Origin of the sequence: Chlorobium ferrooxidans DSM 13031 (assembly GCF_000168715.1) — a bacterium.
GTDB lineage: Bacteria > Bacteroidota > Chlorobiia > Chlorobiales > Chlorobiaceae > Chlorobium > Chlorobium ferrooxidans.
Window position 1 is genome coordinate 1 of the sequence record NZ_AASE01000007.1, and the last position, 20,232, is coordinate 20,232.

The 20,232-nt window shown below is 49.8% G+C and carries 17 protein-coding genes; 2 read left to right on the forward strand and 15 right to left on the reverse strand.

Features of this window, described 5'->3' with window-relative positions:
* From CFERDRAFT_RS05115 to CFERDRAFT_RS11680, 4 genes are all read right to left on the reverse strand, one after another.
* Window positions 1-1,186, reverse strand: a 1,186-nt coding sequence (locus CFERDRAFT_RS05115) for a BCD family MFS transporter (protein WP_050770638.1), incomplete at its 3' end; no start/stop codon positions are given.
* A 153-nt stretch (window positions 1,187-1,339) separates the two neighbouring features.
* Window positions 1,340-3,550, reverse strand: coding sequence for an SF1B family DNA helicase RecD2 (gene recD2, locus CFERDRAFT_RS05120; RefSeq protein ID WP_006366150.1), 2,211 nt, complete (start codon window positions 3,548-3,550; stop codon window positions 1,340-1,342).
* A gap of 200 nt (window positions 3,551-3,750) precedes the next feature.
* Window positions 3,751-4,791, reverse strand: coding sequence for an aliphatic sulfonate ABC transporter substrate-binding protein (locus CFERDRAFT_RS05125; protein WP_006366151.1), 1,041 nt, complete (start codon window positions 4,789-4,791; stop codon window positions 3,751-3,753).
* A 95-nt stretch (window positions 4,792-4,886) separates the two neighbouring features.
* Window positions 4,887-6,509, reverse strand: coding sequence for a tetratricopeptide repeat protein (locus CFERDRAFT_RS11680; RefSeq protein ID WP_006366153.1), 1,623 nt, complete (start codon window positions 6,507-6,509; stop codon window positions 4,887-4,889).
* Window positions 6,510-6,976: 467 nt separating this feature from the next.
* On the opposite strand from CFERDRAFT_RS11680, the gene thiC reads away from it, so the two are divergent.
* Entirely contained in the window at window positions 6,977-8,611 is a 1,635-nt protein-coding gene (thiC, locus tag CFERDRAFT_RS05140) for a phosphomethylpyrimidine synthase ThiC (protein WP_006366155.1), read from the forward strand.
* A 267-nt stretch (window positions 8,612-8,878) separates the two neighbouring features.
* Here thiC and tpiA read toward each other — a convergent pair whose 3' ends face one another.
* The 5 genes from tpiA to trpE form a co-directional block, all read right to left on the reverse strand.
* Window positions 8,879-9,631, reverse strand: a complete 753-nt coding sequence (gene tpiA, locus CFERDRAFT_RS05145; protein WP_006366157.1) for a triose-phosphate isomerase — start codon at window positions 9,629-9,631, stop codon at window positions 8,879-8,881.
* A gap of 10 nt (window positions 9,632-9,641) precedes the next feature.
* Window positions 9,642-9,866 (reverse strand): hypothetical protein, encoded by a 225-nt coding sequence (locus tag CFERDRAFT_RS05150; protein ID WP_006366158.1) that lies wholly within the window; start codon window positions 9,864-9,866, stop codon window positions 9,642-9,644.
* 24 nt (window positions 9,867-9,890) lie between these two features.
* Window positions 9,891-10,370, reverse strand: a complete 480-nt coding sequence (gene greA, locus CFERDRAFT_RS05155) for a transcription elongation factor GreA (protein WP_006366159.1) — start codon at window positions 10,368-10,370, stop codon at window positions 9,891-9,893.
* Between the two features lie 171 nt (window positions 10,371-10,541).
* The gene (locus CFERDRAFT_RS05160; RefSeq protein ID WP_006366160.1) at window positions 10,542-12,056 is read right to left on the reverse strand and encodes a DegQ family serine endoprotease; all 1,515 of its coding nucleotides are present in this window, start codon (window positions 12,054-12,056) and stop codon (window positions 10,542-10,544) included.
* Window positions 12,057-12,082: 26 nt separating this feature from the next.
* Window positions 12,083-13,573: an anthranilate synthase component I gene (gene trpE, locus CFERDRAFT_RS05165; RefSeq protein ID WP_006366161.1), complete on the reverse strand. Its 1,491-nt coding sequence runs from the start codon at window positions 13,571-13,573 to the stop codon at window positions 12,083-12,085.
* A gap of 112 nt (window positions 13,574-13,685) precedes the next feature.
* Here trpE and CFERDRAFT_RS05170 point away from each other — a divergent pair, with 112 nt between their 5' ends.
* Entirely contained in the window at window positions 13,686-14,105 is a 420-nt protein-coding gene (locus CFERDRAFT_RS05170) for a hypothetical protein (protein ID WP_006366162.1), read from the forward strand.
* Window positions 14,106-14,107: 2 nt separating this feature from the next.
* On the opposite strand, the gene lepB is transcribed toward CFERDRAFT_RS05170, so the two are convergent.
* From lepB to def, 6 genes are all read right to left on the reverse strand, one after another.
* The gene (lepB, locus tag CFERDRAFT_RS05175; RefSeq protein WP_006366163.1) at window positions 14,108-14,944 is read right to left on the reverse strand and encodes a signal peptidase I; all 837 of its coding nucleotides are present in this window, start codon (window positions 14,942-14,944) and stop codon (window positions 14,108-14,110) included.
* Between the two features lie 342 nt (window positions 14,945-15,286).
* A complete protein-coding gene (lepA, locus tag CFERDRAFT_RS05180) occupies window positions 15,287-17,104 on the reverse strand; it encodes a translation elongation factor 4 (RefSeq protein WP_006366164.1) in 1,818 nt (605 codons plus the stop codon).
* Window positions 17,105-17,320: 216 nt separating this feature from the next.
* Entirely contained in the window at window positions 17,321-17,599 is a 279-nt protein-coding gene (locus CFERDRAFT_RS05185) for a DUF2442 domain-containing protein (RefSeq protein ID WP_040433228.1), read from the reverse strand.
* Between the two features lie 215 nt (window positions 17,600-17,814).
* On the reverse strand, window positions 17,815-18,033 hold the full coding sequence (locus CFERDRAFT_RS05190) for a BrnA antitoxin family protein (protein ID WP_006366165.1): 219 nt from the start codon (window positions 18,031-18,033) through the stop codon (window positions 17,815-17,817).
* Between the two features lie 504 nt (window positions 18,034-18,537).
* Window positions 18,538-19,482 (reverse strand): methionyl-tRNA formyltransferase, encoded by a 945-nt coding sequence (fmt, locus tag CFERDRAFT_RS05195; protein WP_006366166.1) that lies wholly within the window; start codon window positions 19,480-19,482, stop codon window positions 18,538-18,540.
* A 22-nt stretch (window positions 19,483-19,504) separates the two neighbouring features.
* Window positions 19,505-20,065: a peptide deformylase gene (gene def / locus CFERDRAFT_RS05200; RefSeq protein WP_006366167.1), complete on the reverse strand. Its 561-nt coding sequence runs from the start codon at window positions 20,063-20,065 to the stop codon at window positions 19,505-19,507.
* Between the last annotated feature and the right edge of the window lie 167 nt (window positions 20,066-20,232).

Consider the following 20,232-nt stretch of genomic DNA (forward strand, 5'->3'; position numbering starts at 1 on the left):
CACATCGCGGATGACCCTGCTCCGGAGTGGCAATGAAGATGGCAATGCTCTGGGCGGTACCCCAGAGACCGATATAGATGCCGCTGCGCCCCGCCGTCATGTTCATCATCATGGAGATGTTGGAAACGCTTGCTGCACCGAGACCCATGCCGGTAACAACAAGTCCGATACGAAGCAGGGTCTGATCCAGCATAAAACCGGCAGCGATGATGACGGCGAATCCGATCGCGCTGAAGGTATTACCGAAGTAGGCTCCCCGCTTGAAGCCGATCCGTGAAAGCAGAAAACCGGTAATCACCATAAAAATGAGCTGGGTTCCGCCCATCATCGGCTTGAAAAGCTTGGTGGTGGCGGAAACCGGCATCCCGAACACTTCAGCTCCAAAAGGATCCATGACCACTTCATTAGCGAACAGGGCAAAGATGGAGATAAAAATATAGAGGGCGAACTGCAGGGTCTTCGGCGATGAAGAGAGCAGGCGCACCGACTGGGCAAAACTGATACTGTGCTTTGCCTTGCCCCCGGAGGCCTCCGCATTGCGATTTTCCACACCAATAATGGCCACCAGACCGAAAAAGAGGGTAATGAGACCGCCGATTTCAGCCATCTCTGTCAGCCGTTCAGGAGTATATACCGTCAGATAGTTACCAATATTCCAGTTTGAAATAATAGCCGTCAGAACCATGAGGGTCCAGCTTGCTCCGGTGACCTTGCCGATATGCTCTTCGGGCACAACATCGGCAATCAGTGCGTAATAGGAGGTGGTCGCAACCTGCAGTCCGAAACCGAACATGAGGAAAATAAGTGCGAGTTTCCAGAGACCCGCATCAGTCAGAAGAGCCGGAAGCATCTCCGAGAAGGCGGTCCCCCCTATCTTTACTTCATAGGCCGCTGTCGGGGAGAGTACAAAGGCAACAATGCAGCTCAACAGCCCGAGAAGGATGTAGGGTGTCCTGTGGTAACCGAAAACACTCAGCCGGTCGGAAAGGTTGCCGATCCATACCTTGACACCGAAAATGGCAAGCAGCTCCTTGAGGCTGATAAGCCCCAGTGCAATCGTTGCCGGCAAGAGCAGCTCCTTGATCATGACCCGGTTCAGAATATCCTGAATGAAGCCAAGCATGAGTCCTAAACCCATCTGGAACATGGAGAGACGTGCCAGGTTCAATGTCTTCACTATCTTCATAAAACAGCGCTGATTATTTGGGAAATGCCGGATGAGTTGCTCAGTATGTACTGATGTAGTGGAATACTCGGGACGCAATATAACAAAAAAGCAGAACGATCACGCTCGGGATGACACTACTCCCGGAGGTGTCATCTCGAACGCAATGAGATCTCACGACTCGGAACCTTCTGAAATCATGGCTGTCAATCCGGTCAAGCGCTCGGAAGAGCGCTTGTTGCTGATGGCCATGGCAAGCGCTCTCGGCTCACCGATAATCATGACCAGCTTCCTTGCCCTGGTGACCGCCGTATAGATAAGATTGCGTTCCAGCAGCGAAAAGTGCTGCATGGAGAGAGGTATCACCACTGCCGGATACTCCGACCCCTGACTTTTATGAATGGTGATGGCATAGGCCAGTGCAATTTCGTCAAGTTCTCCAAATTCGTAAGGCACATCCCTTCCGTCATACCGGACACAGAGCGAATCATCCTCCTCGTTTACGGTATAAACAACTCCGATATCGCCGTTGAACACCTCCTTGTCATAGTTGTTGACCATCTGGATCACCTTGTCGCCTGCTGCATAGGTGGTGCCGAAACGCACGATTTTACCGGATGGGTGAGGATTCAGGGCTTCCTGAAGAAGGGTATTCAGCGCCTTCGTTCCAAGAGAGCCGCGGTTCATGGGAGTCAGCACCTGAATATCTTTCATGGGATCAAGATTGAAACGCAGGGGAATGCGCTCAATGATCACCTGCAGCAGCCGTCGATTAATATCTTCGGTACTCAGGGCCGGAACAACGTAGAAATCGGAAAGTTCAGCCACAACGGACCCACCGGCCCTGAATGCCGGCAGAACCGGTTCCCCTCTGTTGATACGGTGAGCATTGACAATGATCATGGAGCTCTGTGCCTGACGGAATATCTCGGTAAGCCTTACAACAGGAAGCGCTCCGCAACTGATCATGTCTGAAAGCACGAATCCGGGTCCGACCGGGGGAAGCTGGTCAACATCTCCGGCAAGCATAAGCGCTGCATGATCCGGAATGGCTGCCAGCAGCTTGCTCATCAGCACAACGTCGATCATGGAGGCTTCATCGACAATGACCACATCAGCCTGCAGCGGATTACCGAACGTCCGCTTAAAGTCGCCTGCATGGGGATCAAACTCAAGGATGCGGTGAATGGTTTTGGCTTCCCGACCGGTCGCTTCGGAAAGCCGTTTGGCCGCTCTTCCTGTCGGAGCGCAAAGAACAAATTTCAATGCTCCGCTGCCGAGTATTGACAGGATCGTATTAATAATGGTGGTTTTACCAACACCGGGACCGCCGGTGATGACAATCAGCTTGCTGGTAAGGGCAAGTGCCACAGCGCTGCGCTGGGAGTCTGAAAGTTCAATCCCGGAGTGTTCTTCGGCTGCAAGAATGGATTTCAGCGGCTCCAGCGTTCCCCAAGGAAGTCTCCCCTTGAGAATCCGGTGAATACTGTCAGCAACCCGGCTCTCGGCTCGAAAGAGCGCCGCGAGATAAAAACTGCTTTCACCCCCGTCCACGACTCGCACAAGAGTACCGATGGAGAGCTCTTCGGTTATGGCATGCTCAAGCACCTGAACCGGAATAGAGAGAAGACGTTTGGCCGCTTCAAGCAGCATCGGTTCGGGAACCCGGCAATGGCCCTCCAAAGAGAGCTCCTGAAGAACATGAGCAACTCCTGCCCGCGCCCTCAAGGGAGAATCTGAAGCGATACCGATGTTACGGGCAATCTGGTCAGCTGTTTTGAATCCAATCCCCTGAATATCAAGGGTAAGCCTGTAGGGATTGGAAGAGACCACCGAGATCGCCTCTTCACCATAGGTTCTGTAGATTTTGACCGCACGGGCCGTACCTACTCCGTGAGACTGTAAAAACACCATGATCTCCCGGACAGCCTTCTGCTCTGCCCAGGCTGCAACAACCTGCTCCAGCCGCTTTCTTCCGATACCCGGCAGTTCAAGCAGTCGTTCAGGGTGAGTCTCGATAACCGTAAAAACATCCATGCCGTAGGCCTGGATGAGCACTTTTGCAAAGTGGGGACCAATCCCCTTTACCATTCCGGAGGCAAGATATCTGCCGACCCCTTCAAGGGTATCGGGGGGAATAACCGCAAGACGGCTTGCCTTGAACTGCATGCCCCACGTTTTATCGTTCTGCCAGAGACCGAACGCCTCAACATGCTGCCCCGCGGTCACTGAAGCCACAACCCCGACAACCGTCACCGCTTCACGCTGACCATTGACAAGAAGTCGTAGTACTGCAAATCCTGATGCCGGGCTAAAAAAACTCACCTTTTCAACCACACCGCTCAACCGTTCCTCACCGGTGTTGGCGGAATTGCTCTCACTCATGAAACGGCAGGGTTAGGTGATAAGGTTCGCGCTCGACAAAAGAGCGGAGTACAGGGGAGAATATACCGCTTATTGCGGCCGGGAAAAAAAGTTTCGACGGATGGTTATCGTGCATGCCACTACGACCGTATTCCCGGGCAATTGTAACAGCGCTTTTTGTGCTTCTTTTGTGTCGAATCAATCCGAAAAATTGAAAGCCCTTATTGCTTCATTTGCTTGCCACAAAATGCTCTCACCTGCTTTGATGCAAAACCGGGATCCACCAGCCGCTCAACCACGCTGTTCAGGTCACTCTCTTTTTCAACCAGCTCTTCTGTCAAAAGAATCGGAGCGGCACTCTTCAATCCATTGATATCATCTGCGCCTGGAACCGGGCGTGAAAAATCAACCTTGCTAAGAATTACACTTGCAACCTGCAATGAGAGTCCCGCTTCATCCGCATAAATCAGTGCAAGTTCATCGGGATGGCGGATCGCCCACCTGCGAACCCTTTCATAGATCTTGATGACCCGTAACACCGCATCGGGATATTGAGCTGCAAAGGATTCCGATATATTCAAAAAACCGTTGCTGTTGAATGCTATGTTCCGGTATATCACCCTCGAACCGCTCTCAAGCTGGCTTGACGTACTGTAGGGATCACCTCCGGCCCAGGCATCCACCTTATGGTGTTCAAGAGCGGCACGTCCCTCCGAATGCGGTAGAGGAACAAGCATCACATCACTCTTATGCAAACCAACCTCGGAGAGTGCACGCAAGAGAAAAAACCAGGGATCGGTACCCGGTGTCGCCGCTATCCTCTTGCCCTTTAAATCAGAAACAGCAGTGATGGGTGAATCACGAGTCACGACCAGCGAGAGCCACTCCGGATGAGAAAAAATATAGACCGCCTTGATCGGGTTGCCTTTAGCCCTGCTTAACACCGAAGATAATCCTGCCGCAGACGCAAAATCAATTGTGCCGCTGTTCAAATGTTCGAGCGCCAAGTTGCTCCCGCTGCTGTAGAACCACTCTACACCCACGTTATCAGCCTGAAACTCCTTTTCCAGCCAGCCGATTTTTTTCAATACAAAACTGAGCGGATTGAAATCGGCATAATCAACCCTTACTACGGATGGCAGTGGTGACGCTGCAAGAGCGGACTCGACATATAATACCAGAAGCAGGCTGCCGCTGAAAAAAATCCGGACAAAGCCGTTACAGATTATTCTGACAAGAGCATTCAGCAATTCGTTTCTCACGTGATTTACTGTTTAAAGCCTGAATGATCTTTCAGGCTATTCTTATAAAAAAACATAACTACCCGGTATCGCCTGTTGATGGAAGATAACACCGCTCACTGTCTGTTTTCTGTTTTAGGATACAGCAGGTGATTGTGGTTTTTGAAAAACACCTGAGCAAGTCCCGGATTCAAGCGCTTCAGGCGGGAATAAATATCACGTGCCGGCTCCCGCTCACGGTGTTCCAGATAATCCTGTCCAAGATTATACAGTGCCGTATTGTGTTCGGGATTAATGAGCAATGCTTTCTGATAGGCCTCCCGCTCCTCCCGCTCCATTCCTGCAATACCATAGGCGACTCCGAGACTGACCCAGGCTTCATCATAGTCCTGCTTGATGCGAAGGGCCTGGTTATATGCATCGAGCTGCTCCTTTCGCCGGTCAGCCAGCCCGTAGACCTCACCCAGATTTAACCAATATTGTGCATTGCCGTGTGTAAGGTGCACGGTATGCCTGAACGCTTCAATTGCTTTGGGGAACTGCCCTGCATCACGACAGGCAATAGCCAGATTAAACCACGAGGAGACATCAGCCGGATTAATTTGCACTGCATGATTGTAAGCCTCTATCGCCTTTACAAACTCACCACTCTGATAATAGGCAATTCCAAGATTGATCCAACCCAGGGCATAGTTGGCATTGATCCTGACTGACTGACGATAGGCATCTATCTGTCGTCTCATCTCCCCTTCACGGCTGTAGGCAACGCCAAGATCAGCCCAGTAGTGAGCATAATCCGGACGAATCTGTATTGCCCTCTTATAGGCATCAATGGCCAGAGCAAGTTCTCCTTTCTGGAGATAGGCAAACCCGAGATAACCCCAGGCATCAGCACTTGTCGGGATCTGTTTTGACCAGTTCAGGCACAACTGGATAATCCCTCCCCAATCCTGTTTCTCCTCCAGGGCTATCACCCTGTAAACCCATTCACTGTTGACCGAACCGGTTTTGGAGAGCAATGCATGCCGGTTGCGCAAATCGAGTATCCACTCAACCGGCAGGGCAAAATTCAACTGCTGACCCTGATTGAAAAAATAGGTAGGCAAACCGATCAGACGGGCATCCTCATCAAACAGCCCTCCCCCGCTTGAACCCTGGGATATCGGTGCCGTGGTCTGGATATAGTGGCCTTTGTCAACATCACGCAAGGCGGAAATTATTCCATCAGAGAAGGTCAGCTCCAGCCCTTGGGGTGAGCCTATCGCATAGACTTTTGATCCTACCTTCAGGAAATTCGTATCGCCCATGACGATTTGGGAACCCTGCATGCCGGATACCACAAGAGAGCATACATCCCGAAACCGGTCAATGTAACCGGGAGTGGCCGGATACTCCCGGCCCTGGAGACTGACAGTCAGCTTTCCGGCTTTTTCAATAACATGATAGTTGGTCGCCACCTGACCGGATGGCAGGAGAATACCGCTGCCGAGGCTCTGGATCTTGCCTTTGTTATCAAAGTTATGGATCACGACCACGCTTCCGGAAACCTCCCGGAAAACCTCATCCGCGGTTTTGGCTCCGGCAGCGTGATATGAGGGCGCCATAACAAAAACAATAGAGAGGAATGAAGCACAGCAGCGCCTGCAATAACCATTTGTCAGACCGGCACGATCAAACAGAGCGCGTATGACCCGAGGAGCTGGCCGTAAAAGAGTAAGCGGTTTTGCGCTTTCTTTCATGTAGTATGCTTCAGTACTACCTGGATAAAAAACAACAAAAAATTACATGTGTCATACACTCCGCACGATCAATCGTCAGGGATAAAGCCGTTTTTATTCCGTTTCATCTCTCCCTTATGCGTTCTGGCGTATTCGACAAATCGCCTGACCACCCCATCCGGGTCACCATTATCTGTTTCGATATCATCGACATGAAAAAAATTTACATAAATAGATGCAGATTTTTTCAATTAATCGACTTTACCTTATAAAGGTAGCACTAAAAAACTATCACCGGAACGCATCCCCCTCTCCCCGAAAGATGCCTATTGCATGATTTGTAAAATATGATGGATTTAACTATTGTGCCGTTAGATACACATCCTTGAGGTGCTGAATCTTTTTTCTGCTATGCCTTGCCGCTTAACCCTTCAACTATGACCCACGCTACTGAGAACGCATGCTGCCCGGATCTGCACATTAACGGAATGCAATCGGAAAAAACCTTTGTCACTGGCACGCTTCATCCTGTTGAAGTAGGAATGAGAACGCTCAAACTGAGCAGAACCTATTCGTGCGGGGGTATGGAGTTCTCCTCACTCCCTCTTTATGACACCAGCGGCCCCTGGTCTGATCCTTCGTTCGTGATTGATCCGGAAAAGGGACTTCCCCCGATTCGTGACACCTGGAGCTTCTGGGAGGGCAAAAGTGTAGTCTCCACCACAGCAACATCTTCAGCAAGAAGAGCCCGCAAAGCCCTCGATGGAGGCGGGATCACCCAGATGTACTTTGCCCGCAACGGCGTCATCACCCCGGAGATGGAGTATGTCGCAATAAGGGAGAACCAGAATCTGGAGCAGTGGATTTCAGGATTTTCGAGGGGAAGTAAAAAGCATATACCGGTAACTCCGGAATTTGTCCGTCAGGAGATTGCAGCAGGTCGGGCGATCATTCCGGCAAACATCAATCATCCCGAGCTTGAACCGATGATTATCGGCCGGAACTTCCGGGTAAAGATCAACTCCAACATCGGCAACTCGGCACTCGGCTCTTCAATAGTCGAAGAGGTTGAAAAAGCGGTATGGTCATGCCGCTGGGGCGCCGATACAGTGATGGATCTCAGCACGGGAGCCAATATCCATCAGACCCGCCAGTGGATTCTGAGAAACTCGCCTGTTCCGATCGGCACGGTACCCATCTACCAGGCACTTGAAAAAGTAGGGGGGAAAGCTGAAGATCTGACCTGGGAGATATACCGCGACACCCTCATTGAGCAGGCCGAGCAGGGCGTAGACTATTTTACCATTCATGCCGGAATCCTGCGGGAACACCTCCCCTTTGCCGAAAAGCGCCTTACCGGTATTGTATCAAGGGGCGGCTCGATCATGGCAAAATGGTGCAAGGCCAACAAACAGGAGAACTTTCTCTTCACCCGTTTTGAGGAGATCTGCCGGATTCTGCAGGCATACGATATTGCCGTTTCGCTTGGTGATGCCCTTCGACCGGGATCCATACTCGATGCCAACGATGAGGCTCAGTTCGGAGAGCTGAAAGTGCTCGGTGAACTGACCAAAGTGGCATGGCAGTTCGATGTGCAGGTGATGATTGAGGGGCCCGGGCATGTTCCGCTGAATATGATAGAGGAGAATATGCAGAAACAGCTCGAATACTGCCATGAAGCTCCATTCTATACGCTCGGACCGCTGGTAACCGATATTGCCGCCGGATATGACCATATCAACTCAGCTATCGGAGGAACACTGATAGCAAGTTTCGGCTGCTCCATGCTCTGCTATGTCACACCCAAAGAGCATCTCGGGCTGCCGGACCGCAATGATGTGCGGGAAGGGGTCATTGCCCATAAAGTTGCCGCCCATGCGGCTGATCTGGCCAAAGGGAGCCCTGTTGCCTGGCTTCGTGACGAGCTGATGAGCAGGGCCCGGTATGCATTTGCATGGGAAGATCAGTTCAACCTCTCGCTCGACCCGGAAAAAACACGTGAATCGCACCGCTCAAGCATGGCAGCAAGCGGGCGAACCGATAAAAACCCCGATTTCTGCACCATGTGCGGCCCCGATTTCTGTTCAATGAAAAAGTCAAAAGAGGCAACCGCTCAAAAGTGAAAAGCAGAAAGAGGACTGAGTAGACGAAGAAATGGTGGACAAGAGAGGGGGAAGTGCTGAGTGCTGAGAAAAAGGGGGAATTTTGAACCACGAAATGCACGAAAATACACGAAAGGAAGAGGAGTGCAATTCTGAAGGAAGGAAAACACTTTTTCTCTTCGTCCCTGATGTCGTTTAAGTCCTTTAAGTCCTTTTCAAAATTTCCTGCCAACAAAAAAAGGCGCCACGATGTGCGCCTTTTTTATTCTCCTTGAATGCAATCTGCTATCAGGAAGCCGCCTTGATGATTGCGGCAAAATCGGCAGCATTGAGGCTTGCGCCGCCAATAAGCCCGCCATCAATATTCGGCATGGCAAAGAGTTCTGCGGCATTTGAAGGCTTGACGCTTCCGCCGTACTGAATGCGAAGCTTGCCTGCTGCAGCATCACCATACAGTTTGGTAATGGTATTGCGGATAAGAAGATGCACCTCTTCTGCCTGTGCGGAGGATGCGGTTTTTCCGGTTCCGATCGCCCATACCGGCTCATAGGCAATCACGACAGTGCTGATATCGCTGATTCCTGCAAGGCCTTCGGTAACCTGTGAGGTGACCACTTTCGAAGTAACTTCTGATTCACGCTCCGCAAGGGTCTCCCCTACGCAAAGAATAACCTTCAAGCCTTCAGCAAGGGCCTTTTTGATTCTGAGATTCACCGTAGCATTGGTTTCGCCGAAAAACTGGCGACGCTCCGAGTGACCGATAATAACGTATGAACAGCCGACAGCCTTCAGCATTCCGGTCGATATCTCTCCGGTAAATGCACCGTCATTTTCATAATGACAGTTCTGGGCAACAAGCTGAACAGCAGAGCCCGCTATAATTTTTCCGGCTTCCTGCAGGGCAACATAGGTCGGAGCAATACCGACTTCGCAGCCTGAAAAACCTTTTCCAAGCGCGGCAACAAGCTCTGAAGCAAGTGCTGACGATTCGGCAATGGTATTGTTCATTTTCCAGTTGCCGACAACAATTTTCTGACGCATAAGATGCAGATTAATAATTCGTTTTTATATCACAGTATATCCGGTCAATCTGATCAACATTGAAACGGTGTTTTCCTGAACGGGCATCCTTGAGTTCGACATCGTTGCTGCCGACAGCAATAACATTACCGTGCCACACTCTTGCCTCTTTGGTCACCAGATTGACTTCACGATTCAACAGCTCCTGATTGCCGCCGATACGCTCCTGACGATAGATTATTTGACGTTTCCCCATGGGATAGCTGGTTTAGGTTGGACTTTATTTAACGAAAATTTCAAGGATCTCATAATGGAGTTTCCCTTTCGGCACCATGATCTCGACTTTTTCACCGACGGCTTTTCCGATGAGCGCCCTGCCAACAGGAGAGCGTACAGAAATTTTCCCCAGATCGGTATCAGCCTCTTCGGAAGAGACCAGTGTATATTCAATGATCTCCTTCTCATCATCAAGATTGCGCAGCTTGACGGAGGTCAAAATGTAAACCTTGTCCGTCTTGATCAGTTTGGGATCAAGAATCGTGGCTGAAGCAAGCTTGTTTTCAAGATCGGCAATACGTGCTTCGGTATGTGACTGCTCCTCTCTTGCAGCATCATACTCCGCATTTTCACTCAAATCACCATGTGCTCTTGCTTCCGCAATTTTTTCCAGAACTTCCCTTCTCGTTTCATGAACCAGCACATACAGTTCCTCTTTCAGCCGGTTATAACCATCTCTTGTCAGGTAAATTCTGTCACTCATCTCTTGTGCTGTTTTTGTTGATAATAATGGAAAACAACCTCATATAGACATAAACTCGATGCACGGGGCAAATGGAACATCAGGCAAACAAAAAAAAGTAAAGTCAGCTACGCGGCTGCTGACTTTACTTCTGTACAATGTACAACTCTTAATCCTTCAGGCAAAACAACTTTACACATTAAACGCAAAATAGATCCGGTTCCCTCCGCGTTCAACGAGCAGAAAAAGCATATTACCGGCTTTGATAGTTTTGACAATCGCACTGTACTGGCTGAATGAGCTCACACTCTGACGATTGATTGAGAGTATGATATCTCCACTGCGCAATCCGGATGTATAGGCATTGGAAGAGGGATCAATGGCAGTAATAATCACCCTGCCTGCTCCCTGCTTCAGGTTCAGCCGCTCTGCCAGTGCGGCAGTAAGCTCCTCAGCGTTGAAACCAAGTGCAGCCGTTACCTTTTCCCGCTCTGCCGGTGTTGCCGAAGCAACCTCCTTTGACGGCTGCGCTTCAAGACGAAGCGAAACAAGTCTGACACTGCCCTCTCTCTGCACCCTCATCTTCACGATGGTACCGGGAGTCTCTCTGGCGATGGCATTGCGGAGTTCAACACTGCTTTTGACCTTTATAGTATTGAAATCAAGAATGACATCTCCGGTCCTTACACCGCTTTTTGCCGCAGGGCTGCCATCAACCACCGTTCCTACCAGCACCCCTTCACCCATCTTCAGGTTCATGGCTTTGGCAAGATTTTCATCAATATCCTGGATTGTTATTCCAAGATATCCCCTTGTGACCTTTCCCGAGTTAATAAGCGAAATCAGAACAGCTTTGGCCATATTGGAGGGTACCGCAAAGCCGATACCTTCAAATCCCCCGGTCCGGCTCGCAATCGCCGTATTGATACCGACCAGATCACCGTTGATATTGACCAGCGCACCTCCGGAATTACCCGGATTGATAGCCGCATCGGTCTGGATGAAATCCTCGTAATCTGCAAGGCCGACATTGGCCCTGCCCTTGGCACTGACAATCCCCTGGGTGACGGTTCGGGCAAGATTCTCCCCAAGAGGACTTCCGATGGCAATAACCCACTCTCCGACACGGAGCTTGTCACTGTCACCGATCAGGATCGGCTTGAACCCTTTTGCATTGACCTTGATCACCGCCAGGTCGGTTTTGGGGTCCTTGCCGATAACTTTCGCGGCAATCTTGCGATTGTCGAAAGTGCGTATATAGACGACATCAGCGCCATCAATAACATGATTATTGGTAAGGATATAACCGTCATCGGTAACAATAACTCCCGAGCCGAGACCTCGCTGAACCTCTTTTCGGCCATTCGGCAAACCGCGCTTCGGCATCCCGAAAAAGTCGTCGAATGGAGTGCCGAAAAAACTGAATGGCGAAACCATCTGCTGGTTTACGGTCTTTTCCGTGAAAATCGTAACGACCGAAGGGGTCGCCGACTCTGCGATCTGCACAAACGCTTCATTGAAACTTTGCAGCGACTGAATCGGATAGCTCTCGATACTGTTTTTTGCCGAAGCAAACCTGGGGCTGTTGGAGAAGCTGCTGCCGTTGAGTGCAACGTTGAACTCAACATTGGAAAAAACAAGCGCACCAACAACCGTACCTGCAAAAACCAGCAGCAGGTATTTCATGAATGTGTTTTTCTTTCTCATCGGTTCTCTTTGAAATGTATTGATCGTTACTCAAATACCTCAATATTTTCAACGGCAGTAAGTCCTGCTTTCATCTTGTTCATCGTCTCTTCATATTCCGATTCCGGTTTTGAATCGGCAACAATACCACCGGCTGCCTGAAAATAGATGGTGTTATCGGCAACTACCATAGTACGGATTGCAATAGCCGTCGTGAGATTGCCCTTGAAATCAAGAAATCCCACGGCACCACCGTAAAGCCCTCGCTTCTCTTTTTCAAGTTCGTAGATGATCTCCATGGCACGAACCTTGGGTGCTCCGGTAAGCGTACCCGCAGGAAAACAGGACCAGAAAGCATCCATGGTACCCAGATCATCACGAAGCTCACCCCGAACATTACTGACAATATGCATCACATGGGAATATTTCTCAACCACCATCATCTCATTGGTCTCAACCGTACCGGTTTTGGCTATACGGCCGATATCGTTCCGGCTCAGATCAATAAGCATGAGATGCTCGGCCCGCTCTTTTTCATCGGCCAGCAGCTCAAGGGCAATACGCTCATCCTCTTCGAAACTGTTTCCCCTGTGCCTTGTTCCGGCTATCGGACGGGTATCAACCATCCGCCTGCCCTTGCTGTCACGTTCAACCCTGACGAGAAGTTCAGGTGATGAGCCGACAATCTCGAACTCCTTCATATTAAAGTAGTAGAGATAGGGCGAGGGATTGATCGTTCTCAGCATCCTGTAGACATCAAAGGGGCGGGTATTGAGATGACGGCGTAGTCGCTGCGACACCTGTACCTGGAAAATATCCCCTGCCAAAATATACTCCTTTGCAATGGCTACTTTTCCAAGATACTCTTCACGCTCAGTATTTGAAATAACCGGCTCCGGACGCTCAGGCCTGAAAGCAATCTCTTCACGCTGCAGCGGACGAAACATCTGTTCGGCAATAAGCTCTATTTTCTTGAGTGCTGAAGGTTTGTCGGTCTCGTCAAGGTAGTTGGAAACGATAAAGACCTTGCGCATGATGTTATCAAAAACCACCAGCGTATCACAGAAAAGGAGAAAAATATCGGGCAGTCCTGCCGGATCGGCAAGTTCAGGCGAAGGTATCCGTTCAACGAGGTGCATGGCATCATAACCGAAATAGCCGAACACTCCCGAGGTGATCATCTGGGGAGCACCGTTCTTCTTCCGAGGAATCTCTTCAGTGTCAAATGCAGCAAGGGTGACGTCAATCTTCCGGCGCAGATCGGTCTCCTCTGCAGCTATCCGGCGGAGGTCACTGAATTTTTCATCAAGAATTTCAATGCTGCTTTCGCCATCAACAGAGCCTGTGAGAATAGCAACGGGATCAATGGCTATATAGGAGAAACGGGCAAGAAGCTCCTCACCCTCAACCGATTCGAGCAGACAGGAAAAGGGGCGCTGCAGTTTAATATAGACTGATACCGGCGTCTCTGTGTCGGCATGGACCTCCTTGAAGAGCGGCTTGAGAAGATAGGGCGCATGCCGTTGATCTGCTTGCATAACTATGTGTTGCGAAATTGGTTATTTGTTAAAGCACAATAAAGAGAAATATTTTGTATCGTAACAGGTAAACGAAACATACCCTGGAAACCGCTTGCAAGGCAGAGCAGTCATGAAGCCCCGATTACCCCACAAAACTTTCGTGATTAACTGGCTAAAAGCATTGATGCTCTCCCCCGGCATCCTGTTTCCGATGGCGTATCTGCTGCTTTATCTCTCTACCAACATCTTTCTGAACAAAGATTATAAAAAGGATCTTACTCTCTCCTTCAACCGGGCAACCGGTAATTCCCTCCATATCAAGGTCGCATCGCTCAAAGCCGGTTTGATTTTCGACTCGGTCACCCTCAATCAGATCGAGCTGACCTCAACGGTTCCGGTTGAGGGTGCCAAAAGTAGTTCCGGTGATAAAATCACCATCAAATCCATGAAGATCAACTCTCCCGATCTTCAAAACATTCTCTTCAGCCAATGTGCGCTCCAGGCATCAACAGAGCAGGTCTGTGAAAAAATTCTTGCCGGAACGCATTGAGTTCAATGAATCAGCATCCCTGAACGCTGCCAGCGAATCGACGCGAGTTTGCCAACCGGGTTGGTAAATATTGAGAGATCCGGATTCCAGGACCAGTAGACAATCAGCGCTTCACCCACAAGATCCTTTTCAGGCAGAAACCCCCAGAAACGGCTGTCAAGACTGTTGTCACGATTGTCGCCCATCGCAAAATAGTAGTTGGACTGAACCCTGTATTCAGTAGCCGGTGCGCCGTCAATAAAAACCAGCCTCCCCTGAAGACTCACATCGTGACCTTCATCGGCAACAAGATCTGCGTAAAGCGGCCAGGTCTGGGCATTCAACTTGATGACATCTCCTTTTCGGGGAACCCGTATCGGGCCGTAGTTATCCTTGTTGTAATTTGAAAACTGGGGAAAGATCATCTCATCGCCAATACCTGCCGGTATAACGGAAGAGAGGAACTGTCCTTCCGGCGGAAGTGCTACCGGCTTTTTATTGACGGAAAGCTGCCTGTCATGAATCTCAAGGGTGTCTCCGCTGATAGCGACACAACGCTTGATATAGTTCATCGAACGGTCTTTGGGAAACTTGAAGACAATAACGTCGCCTCGCTTGACCTCGTCAACACCCGGCAGGCGGATATCGGTAAACGGTATTTTGGGCCCGTAAACATATTTGTTGACAAAAAGAAAATCACCGGCAAGCAGCGTATTCTCCATCGATCCGGTCGGAATACGATAGGATTCAACCACGAAAATACGGAGAACGGTCGCGAATATTGCCGCAATAATCAGCGCTTCAAACCACTCCTGTGAATGTTTTTTTTCCGGTTTACCCGGTTGATTACTCAGTGCCATATCGTGTTTTGGTTGTAAAAATCCCCCATTCGGAAGGACTCTCTTTTTTTTTGACGCTATCTGCTGCAAAATCCTGCGCAAACTCTTCTGGGCACCTCTATTTATTTATTCCGAAACCCGATTACTGCGTTGGGTGGTGCTCGAAATCCTCATGTACTACGTGTACACTCCGGTTTCTGTGCTCCATCCGCCTTGTCCTCGGGCTTCTCACGACAATAAATAGAGGGCCCTCCTACTAAATCATCTGCCACCTCTCCCCGACGACGTCGGGGACGGGAAATGATTTCGAGTACCGCCCAACACCGCCATCAAATCGCGGAACAGATTTTTAGCGGTGCTCCTCTATTCGTCAATGTTCAACAGTGCCAGGAACGCCTCCTGCGGCACCTCCACCCTTCCAACCTGCTTCATGCGCTTCTTGCCCTCTTTCTGCTTTTCAAGCAGCTTGCGCTTCCGGCTGATATCACCGCCATAACATTTGGCCAGCACGTTTTTGCGCATCGCCGAGATGGTTTCGCGCGATATCACCTTGCTGCCGATAGCCGCCTGGATGGCAACTTCATACATCTGCTTTGGAATAATCGCTTTCAGCTTTATACAGAGCTTTTTGCCCCAGTCGTAAGCTTTTGATCGATGCACAACTATGGATAGCGCATCAACCGTATCACCATTGAGCAGCACATCAAGCTTGACCAGTTCGGACTCACGATAGCCGATATACTCGTAATCCATCGAGGCGTACCCCTTGGAAATTGATTTTAAACGGTCATGGAAATCAAAGACGATCTCGGCAAGCGGAAACTCGAAATGCATGATCACCCTCAATGTATCAAGGTAGTCGGTATTCTTGTACTCACCCCGCCGCTCCATGCCGAGCTTCATGATGTTGCCGATATAGTCGGCAAGGGTAATAATCTGCATGCTGACATAGGGTTCTTCAACCAGGCTTATCCGTCCGGGTTCAGGCATCTTTGATGGATTGTCAACAATAACCATCTCCGAGTTGGTCAGCATAACCCGGTACTCAACGTTCGGAACCGTGGTAATGATATTGACCCCGTACTCACGCTCAAGCCGCTCCTGAATGATCTCCATGTGGAGCAGACCGAGAAATCCGCAGCGGAAGCCGAAACCGAGCGCAACCGACGTTTCAGGGGTATAGACCAGCGAGGCATCGTTCAGGGCGAGCTTTTCGAGCGACTCGCGCAGATCCTCGAACTCATTGGAGTTAATCGGATAGAGGCCGCTGAAGACCATCGGTTTGACATCCTTGTAGCCCGCAAGACGCTCTTTTGCCGGATTGTCGGCAAGCGTGACCGTATCGCCGACCTTGGCATCCTTCACATCCTTGATGGAGCAGATGAGATAGCCGACATCCCCCGACTCAAGAATGTTTTTCGGCTGCCGCTTCATGCTCATGGTGCCGATTTCGTCAGCAAGAAAAAGCTTGTCGTTGGCAAAAAACTTGACCCTGTCTCCCTTTCTAAGAGAGCCCTCAACAATACGCAGATAGATCACCGCCCCCCGGTAGGCATCAAAAACCGAGTCAAAGATCAGCGCCCTGAGCGGGAGATGATTGTTGTCGGCCGGAGCCGGAACCCGTTTGACAATAGCTTCAATAAGTACGTCAACCCCGATACCGGCCTTGGCCGAGACAGGAATGATATCCTCACGATTGACACCGATCAGATCGATAACCTGACGGGCAACACCTTCAACATCGGAAGAGGGAAGATCTATTTTATTGATGACCGGAATAATGTCGAGCCCGGCATCAATGGCGAGATAGAGGTTGGCAATGGTCTGCGCTTCAACACCCTGTGTGGCATCAACCACAAGCAGCGCGCCTTCGCAGGCCGCAAGCGAACGTGACACCTCATAGCTGAAATCGACGTGACCCGGAGTATCAATAAGGTTCAGGGTGTACTCAATACCATCCTGAGCCTTGTACTTCATCTGGATGGCATGGCTCTTTATGGTAATACCGCGCTCCCGCTCAAGGTCCATGTCATCAAGAACCTGTGCGGAGGCCATCTGGGTGCGGTCAAGGGTATGCGTTATCTCCAGCAGGCGATCGGCCAGTGTGGATTTTCCGTGATCAATATGAGCGATAATGCAGAAGTTTCTGATACGGTTAACTTCTGTACTGGGCAAGGCCATATAAAAGGGCGTTTTATTCTGGTAAAAATTTCAAGGTGAGAATATAAGCAAATAATACGATTGTGCCGACCCGGAGTCGAGAGAGAAGCTCTGAAGCTGTTTCTGAATGATTTTCAAGCTCCGTGGGAGCGCAACATGCGTAGCACTTCGTTATAATTGCTTGCAGAGAGTGAGTGAATGAGGGCTGACGACACAAAGCTCACCAGCGGAAGCGTATTAGCGCAAAGCGTCCGTCTGAAGCACATTGTCAGGCATGGTTTCAACCGGCACCATCTCGTCAATTATCGTTTCTGGCGCAATATCCTGTTCGTGCGGCCAGGTAACAGCACCAAAAAGAATACCGACCTGATTGAAATAATGCACATCTCTGAGTTCCCTGAAGACACCGCGATCAAGGTAAGGCTTCATATCAAAAACACCCTGACGACCATCTTCAATTTCCACATAAATGCGATAATCAGATAACGGTTTGACAGCTTTTATATCCCAAAACATACCAGACCTCACAGTGGTGTAATTTTATATGGTTCTTCTCCATTAACCGCTAACGTCCAATCAGCCATTAATTCATCACGATGTAATTCAAACGGATAATGATTCCGTAAAACATTGATATGATTGGCATTTCTCATGTTCTCCTGTATTTATGCCTAACATGGCGTTAACCCGTCAGTGAGTGGTTTAGTTCAGCGCTATGTCAGAAGGTACGCTCACTCAGTCCAATTGAAATTGGGCTTTCTGTGTGTTGAAACACAATCTCTCAGATAGAGGTTTATCAATGACTGGTAAGGAAGGCCCATTTCATCAGAAAGTGACTTGAAGTAGTCAACAACATCCTCACCAAGCCGGATTGTTACCGGCTTTTTCAATTTTGCCGCGTACGGATTTTTTTTACGCTTCATTTTTGAGAGATCGTATTCTTCTTTCATCAGTTACCCCTGTAGAATTTGGTTTCGCAGAAGGAAGCGATCCTGGCTTTGTCATCATCCCATTGAAACTTGATAGCCATCTGGGCACCGCTATTTATTTGTTCCGAAACCCGATTACTGCGTTTGGCGGTGCTCGAAATCCTCATGTACTCTTTGTACACTCCGGTTTCTGCGCTCCGTCCGCCTTGTTCTCGGGCTTCTCACGACAATAAATAGAGGCGCCCATAATTGTAAATATAAATTATGTACAAAGGAAAAGCAATCCGACAGATTGAAACTATATGTCTTTGAAAATCAATTGTAGATTTACTATCCGGTAGAGGCTCTGGAACTGTAAAAGTCAGATTCAGGGACGTAAGTGAGAGAGGTAAGTTAATCAGAAGAAGAAACCGGATTCCCCTCTGCGTTCGGAATGACAAATGAACAGGTAAGGGGCGACAATAAAAGGGTGGATCGACGAAACCTATAGGATTTTTCAGGAATGTGGGCCTGGTGACCCCTCCCTTACACAAAACAGATCGTATCCCGGTCGTGGCGGAAGCCGCGGAGGAATTCGGTGGCTTCCATCGGTTTGCGGCCTTCGAGTTGCAGGGAGAGCAGTTCAATCCAGCCGTCAGAGCCTTTGGCAAAGAGGCGGCCATCCTTGACCTGAATGGTGCCGGGAGTTTCGGAAGAAGAAGTGATTTCGGATGTAGCTACTGAAGCCTTGAAGATCTTCATGGTTTTACCTTCAAACGTGGTCCATGCCGAGGGCCTCAGGGCAAGACCCCTGATAAAGTTATGGATCTCCGCTGCCGTCTGCGACCAGTTGATCCGGGTGTTATCACGGGTAAGTTTGGGCGCACGGGAGGCAAGGGAATCATCCTGACCGGAAACCGGAACCGAGCCGGAAGCCATCAGGCGGAGGGTTTCGACAACCACTCCGGCACCGATTACCGAGAGGCGACGGGCAAGATCAGTGGCATTTTCATCAGGAGCAACGGGAGTTTTTGCCGTAAGAATGATGTTTCCGGTATCAACACTCTTCTTGAGAAAAAATGTTGTCACTCCGGTCTCCTTTTCGCCCCGGATAATAGCCCAGTTGATCGGTGCGGCTCCCCGATAGGCGGGAAGAATCGATGCATGCAGATTAAACGCTCCGAGCCGGGCCTGTTCATAAACCTCTGGAGGAAGGATGCGGAAAGCAGCCACAACAATGGCGTCAGCCCGGCAGGCGGCTACTCTTGCAGCAAACTCCGGACTTGCGACATCATCGATTTCGTAAACCGCCAACCCAAGCGCAAGCGCTGCCTGTTTTACAGGGCAGGGTTCCGCTTCGGCATTTTTTTTTCTTCTGGGCTTGTCAGAACCGGTGACCACCAGAACCGGTTCAAATTCACTCTTCAACTCAGCTATTGCCTGCAGGGAGGGAACGGCAAATTCGGGTGTTCCCATAAAAACAATTCTCATAACAATTCAATATCGATTAGACTCAACCCTGAGATGCTTTATGGAAAAAAGGCACAACAGGATACTCCGCGTCGATAATACCCGAGGCAATATCCGTCAGCTCTTTCTGGATTTTTTTCCGGCTGCGCTTCTCCATCCGGTCAACAAAGAGTGTCCCGTCAAGATGATCAATTTCATGCTGCAACGCTCTGGCCAGCATGCCGGAGAACTCACGGGTCCGCTCCAGGAAATGCTCATCACGGTATTTAAGCGAGATGACGGCCGGACGCTCCACATCACCGTTTACACCGGGTATGCTCAGGCACCCCTCCTCCATAACATTGCATCCGCTGACAGCGAGAATGTGCGGATTGATGACCACCATCGGCTTTTCATTGGCATAGTTGTCAATGCAGGAGAGATCCAGTACAAGAAGCCGCACCGAATGACCGACCTGGGGGGCTGCAAGGCCTATCCCTTCGGCATTGCGCATCGACTCGAACATGGAGGCAATAAGCGCCTCAATGGTGCTGTCAATCCCTTTCAATGGTTTGGCTTTCTGTCGAAGAATATCATCACTATAGATGTTGATCGGTAAAATCATACGCTTTACTGCTTTTTTTCAGGGCATAATCTGCAATATTGAAAAAAACCTTGACCGTCTGCATAAAGTTGCCGGACAGACAAGGGGTGAAGAGCTGAAACATGGCTGATAAAATAAGGAATATCTGTCAGATTTCATTCCCCCAGACCACTACCAGCGGCATCTTC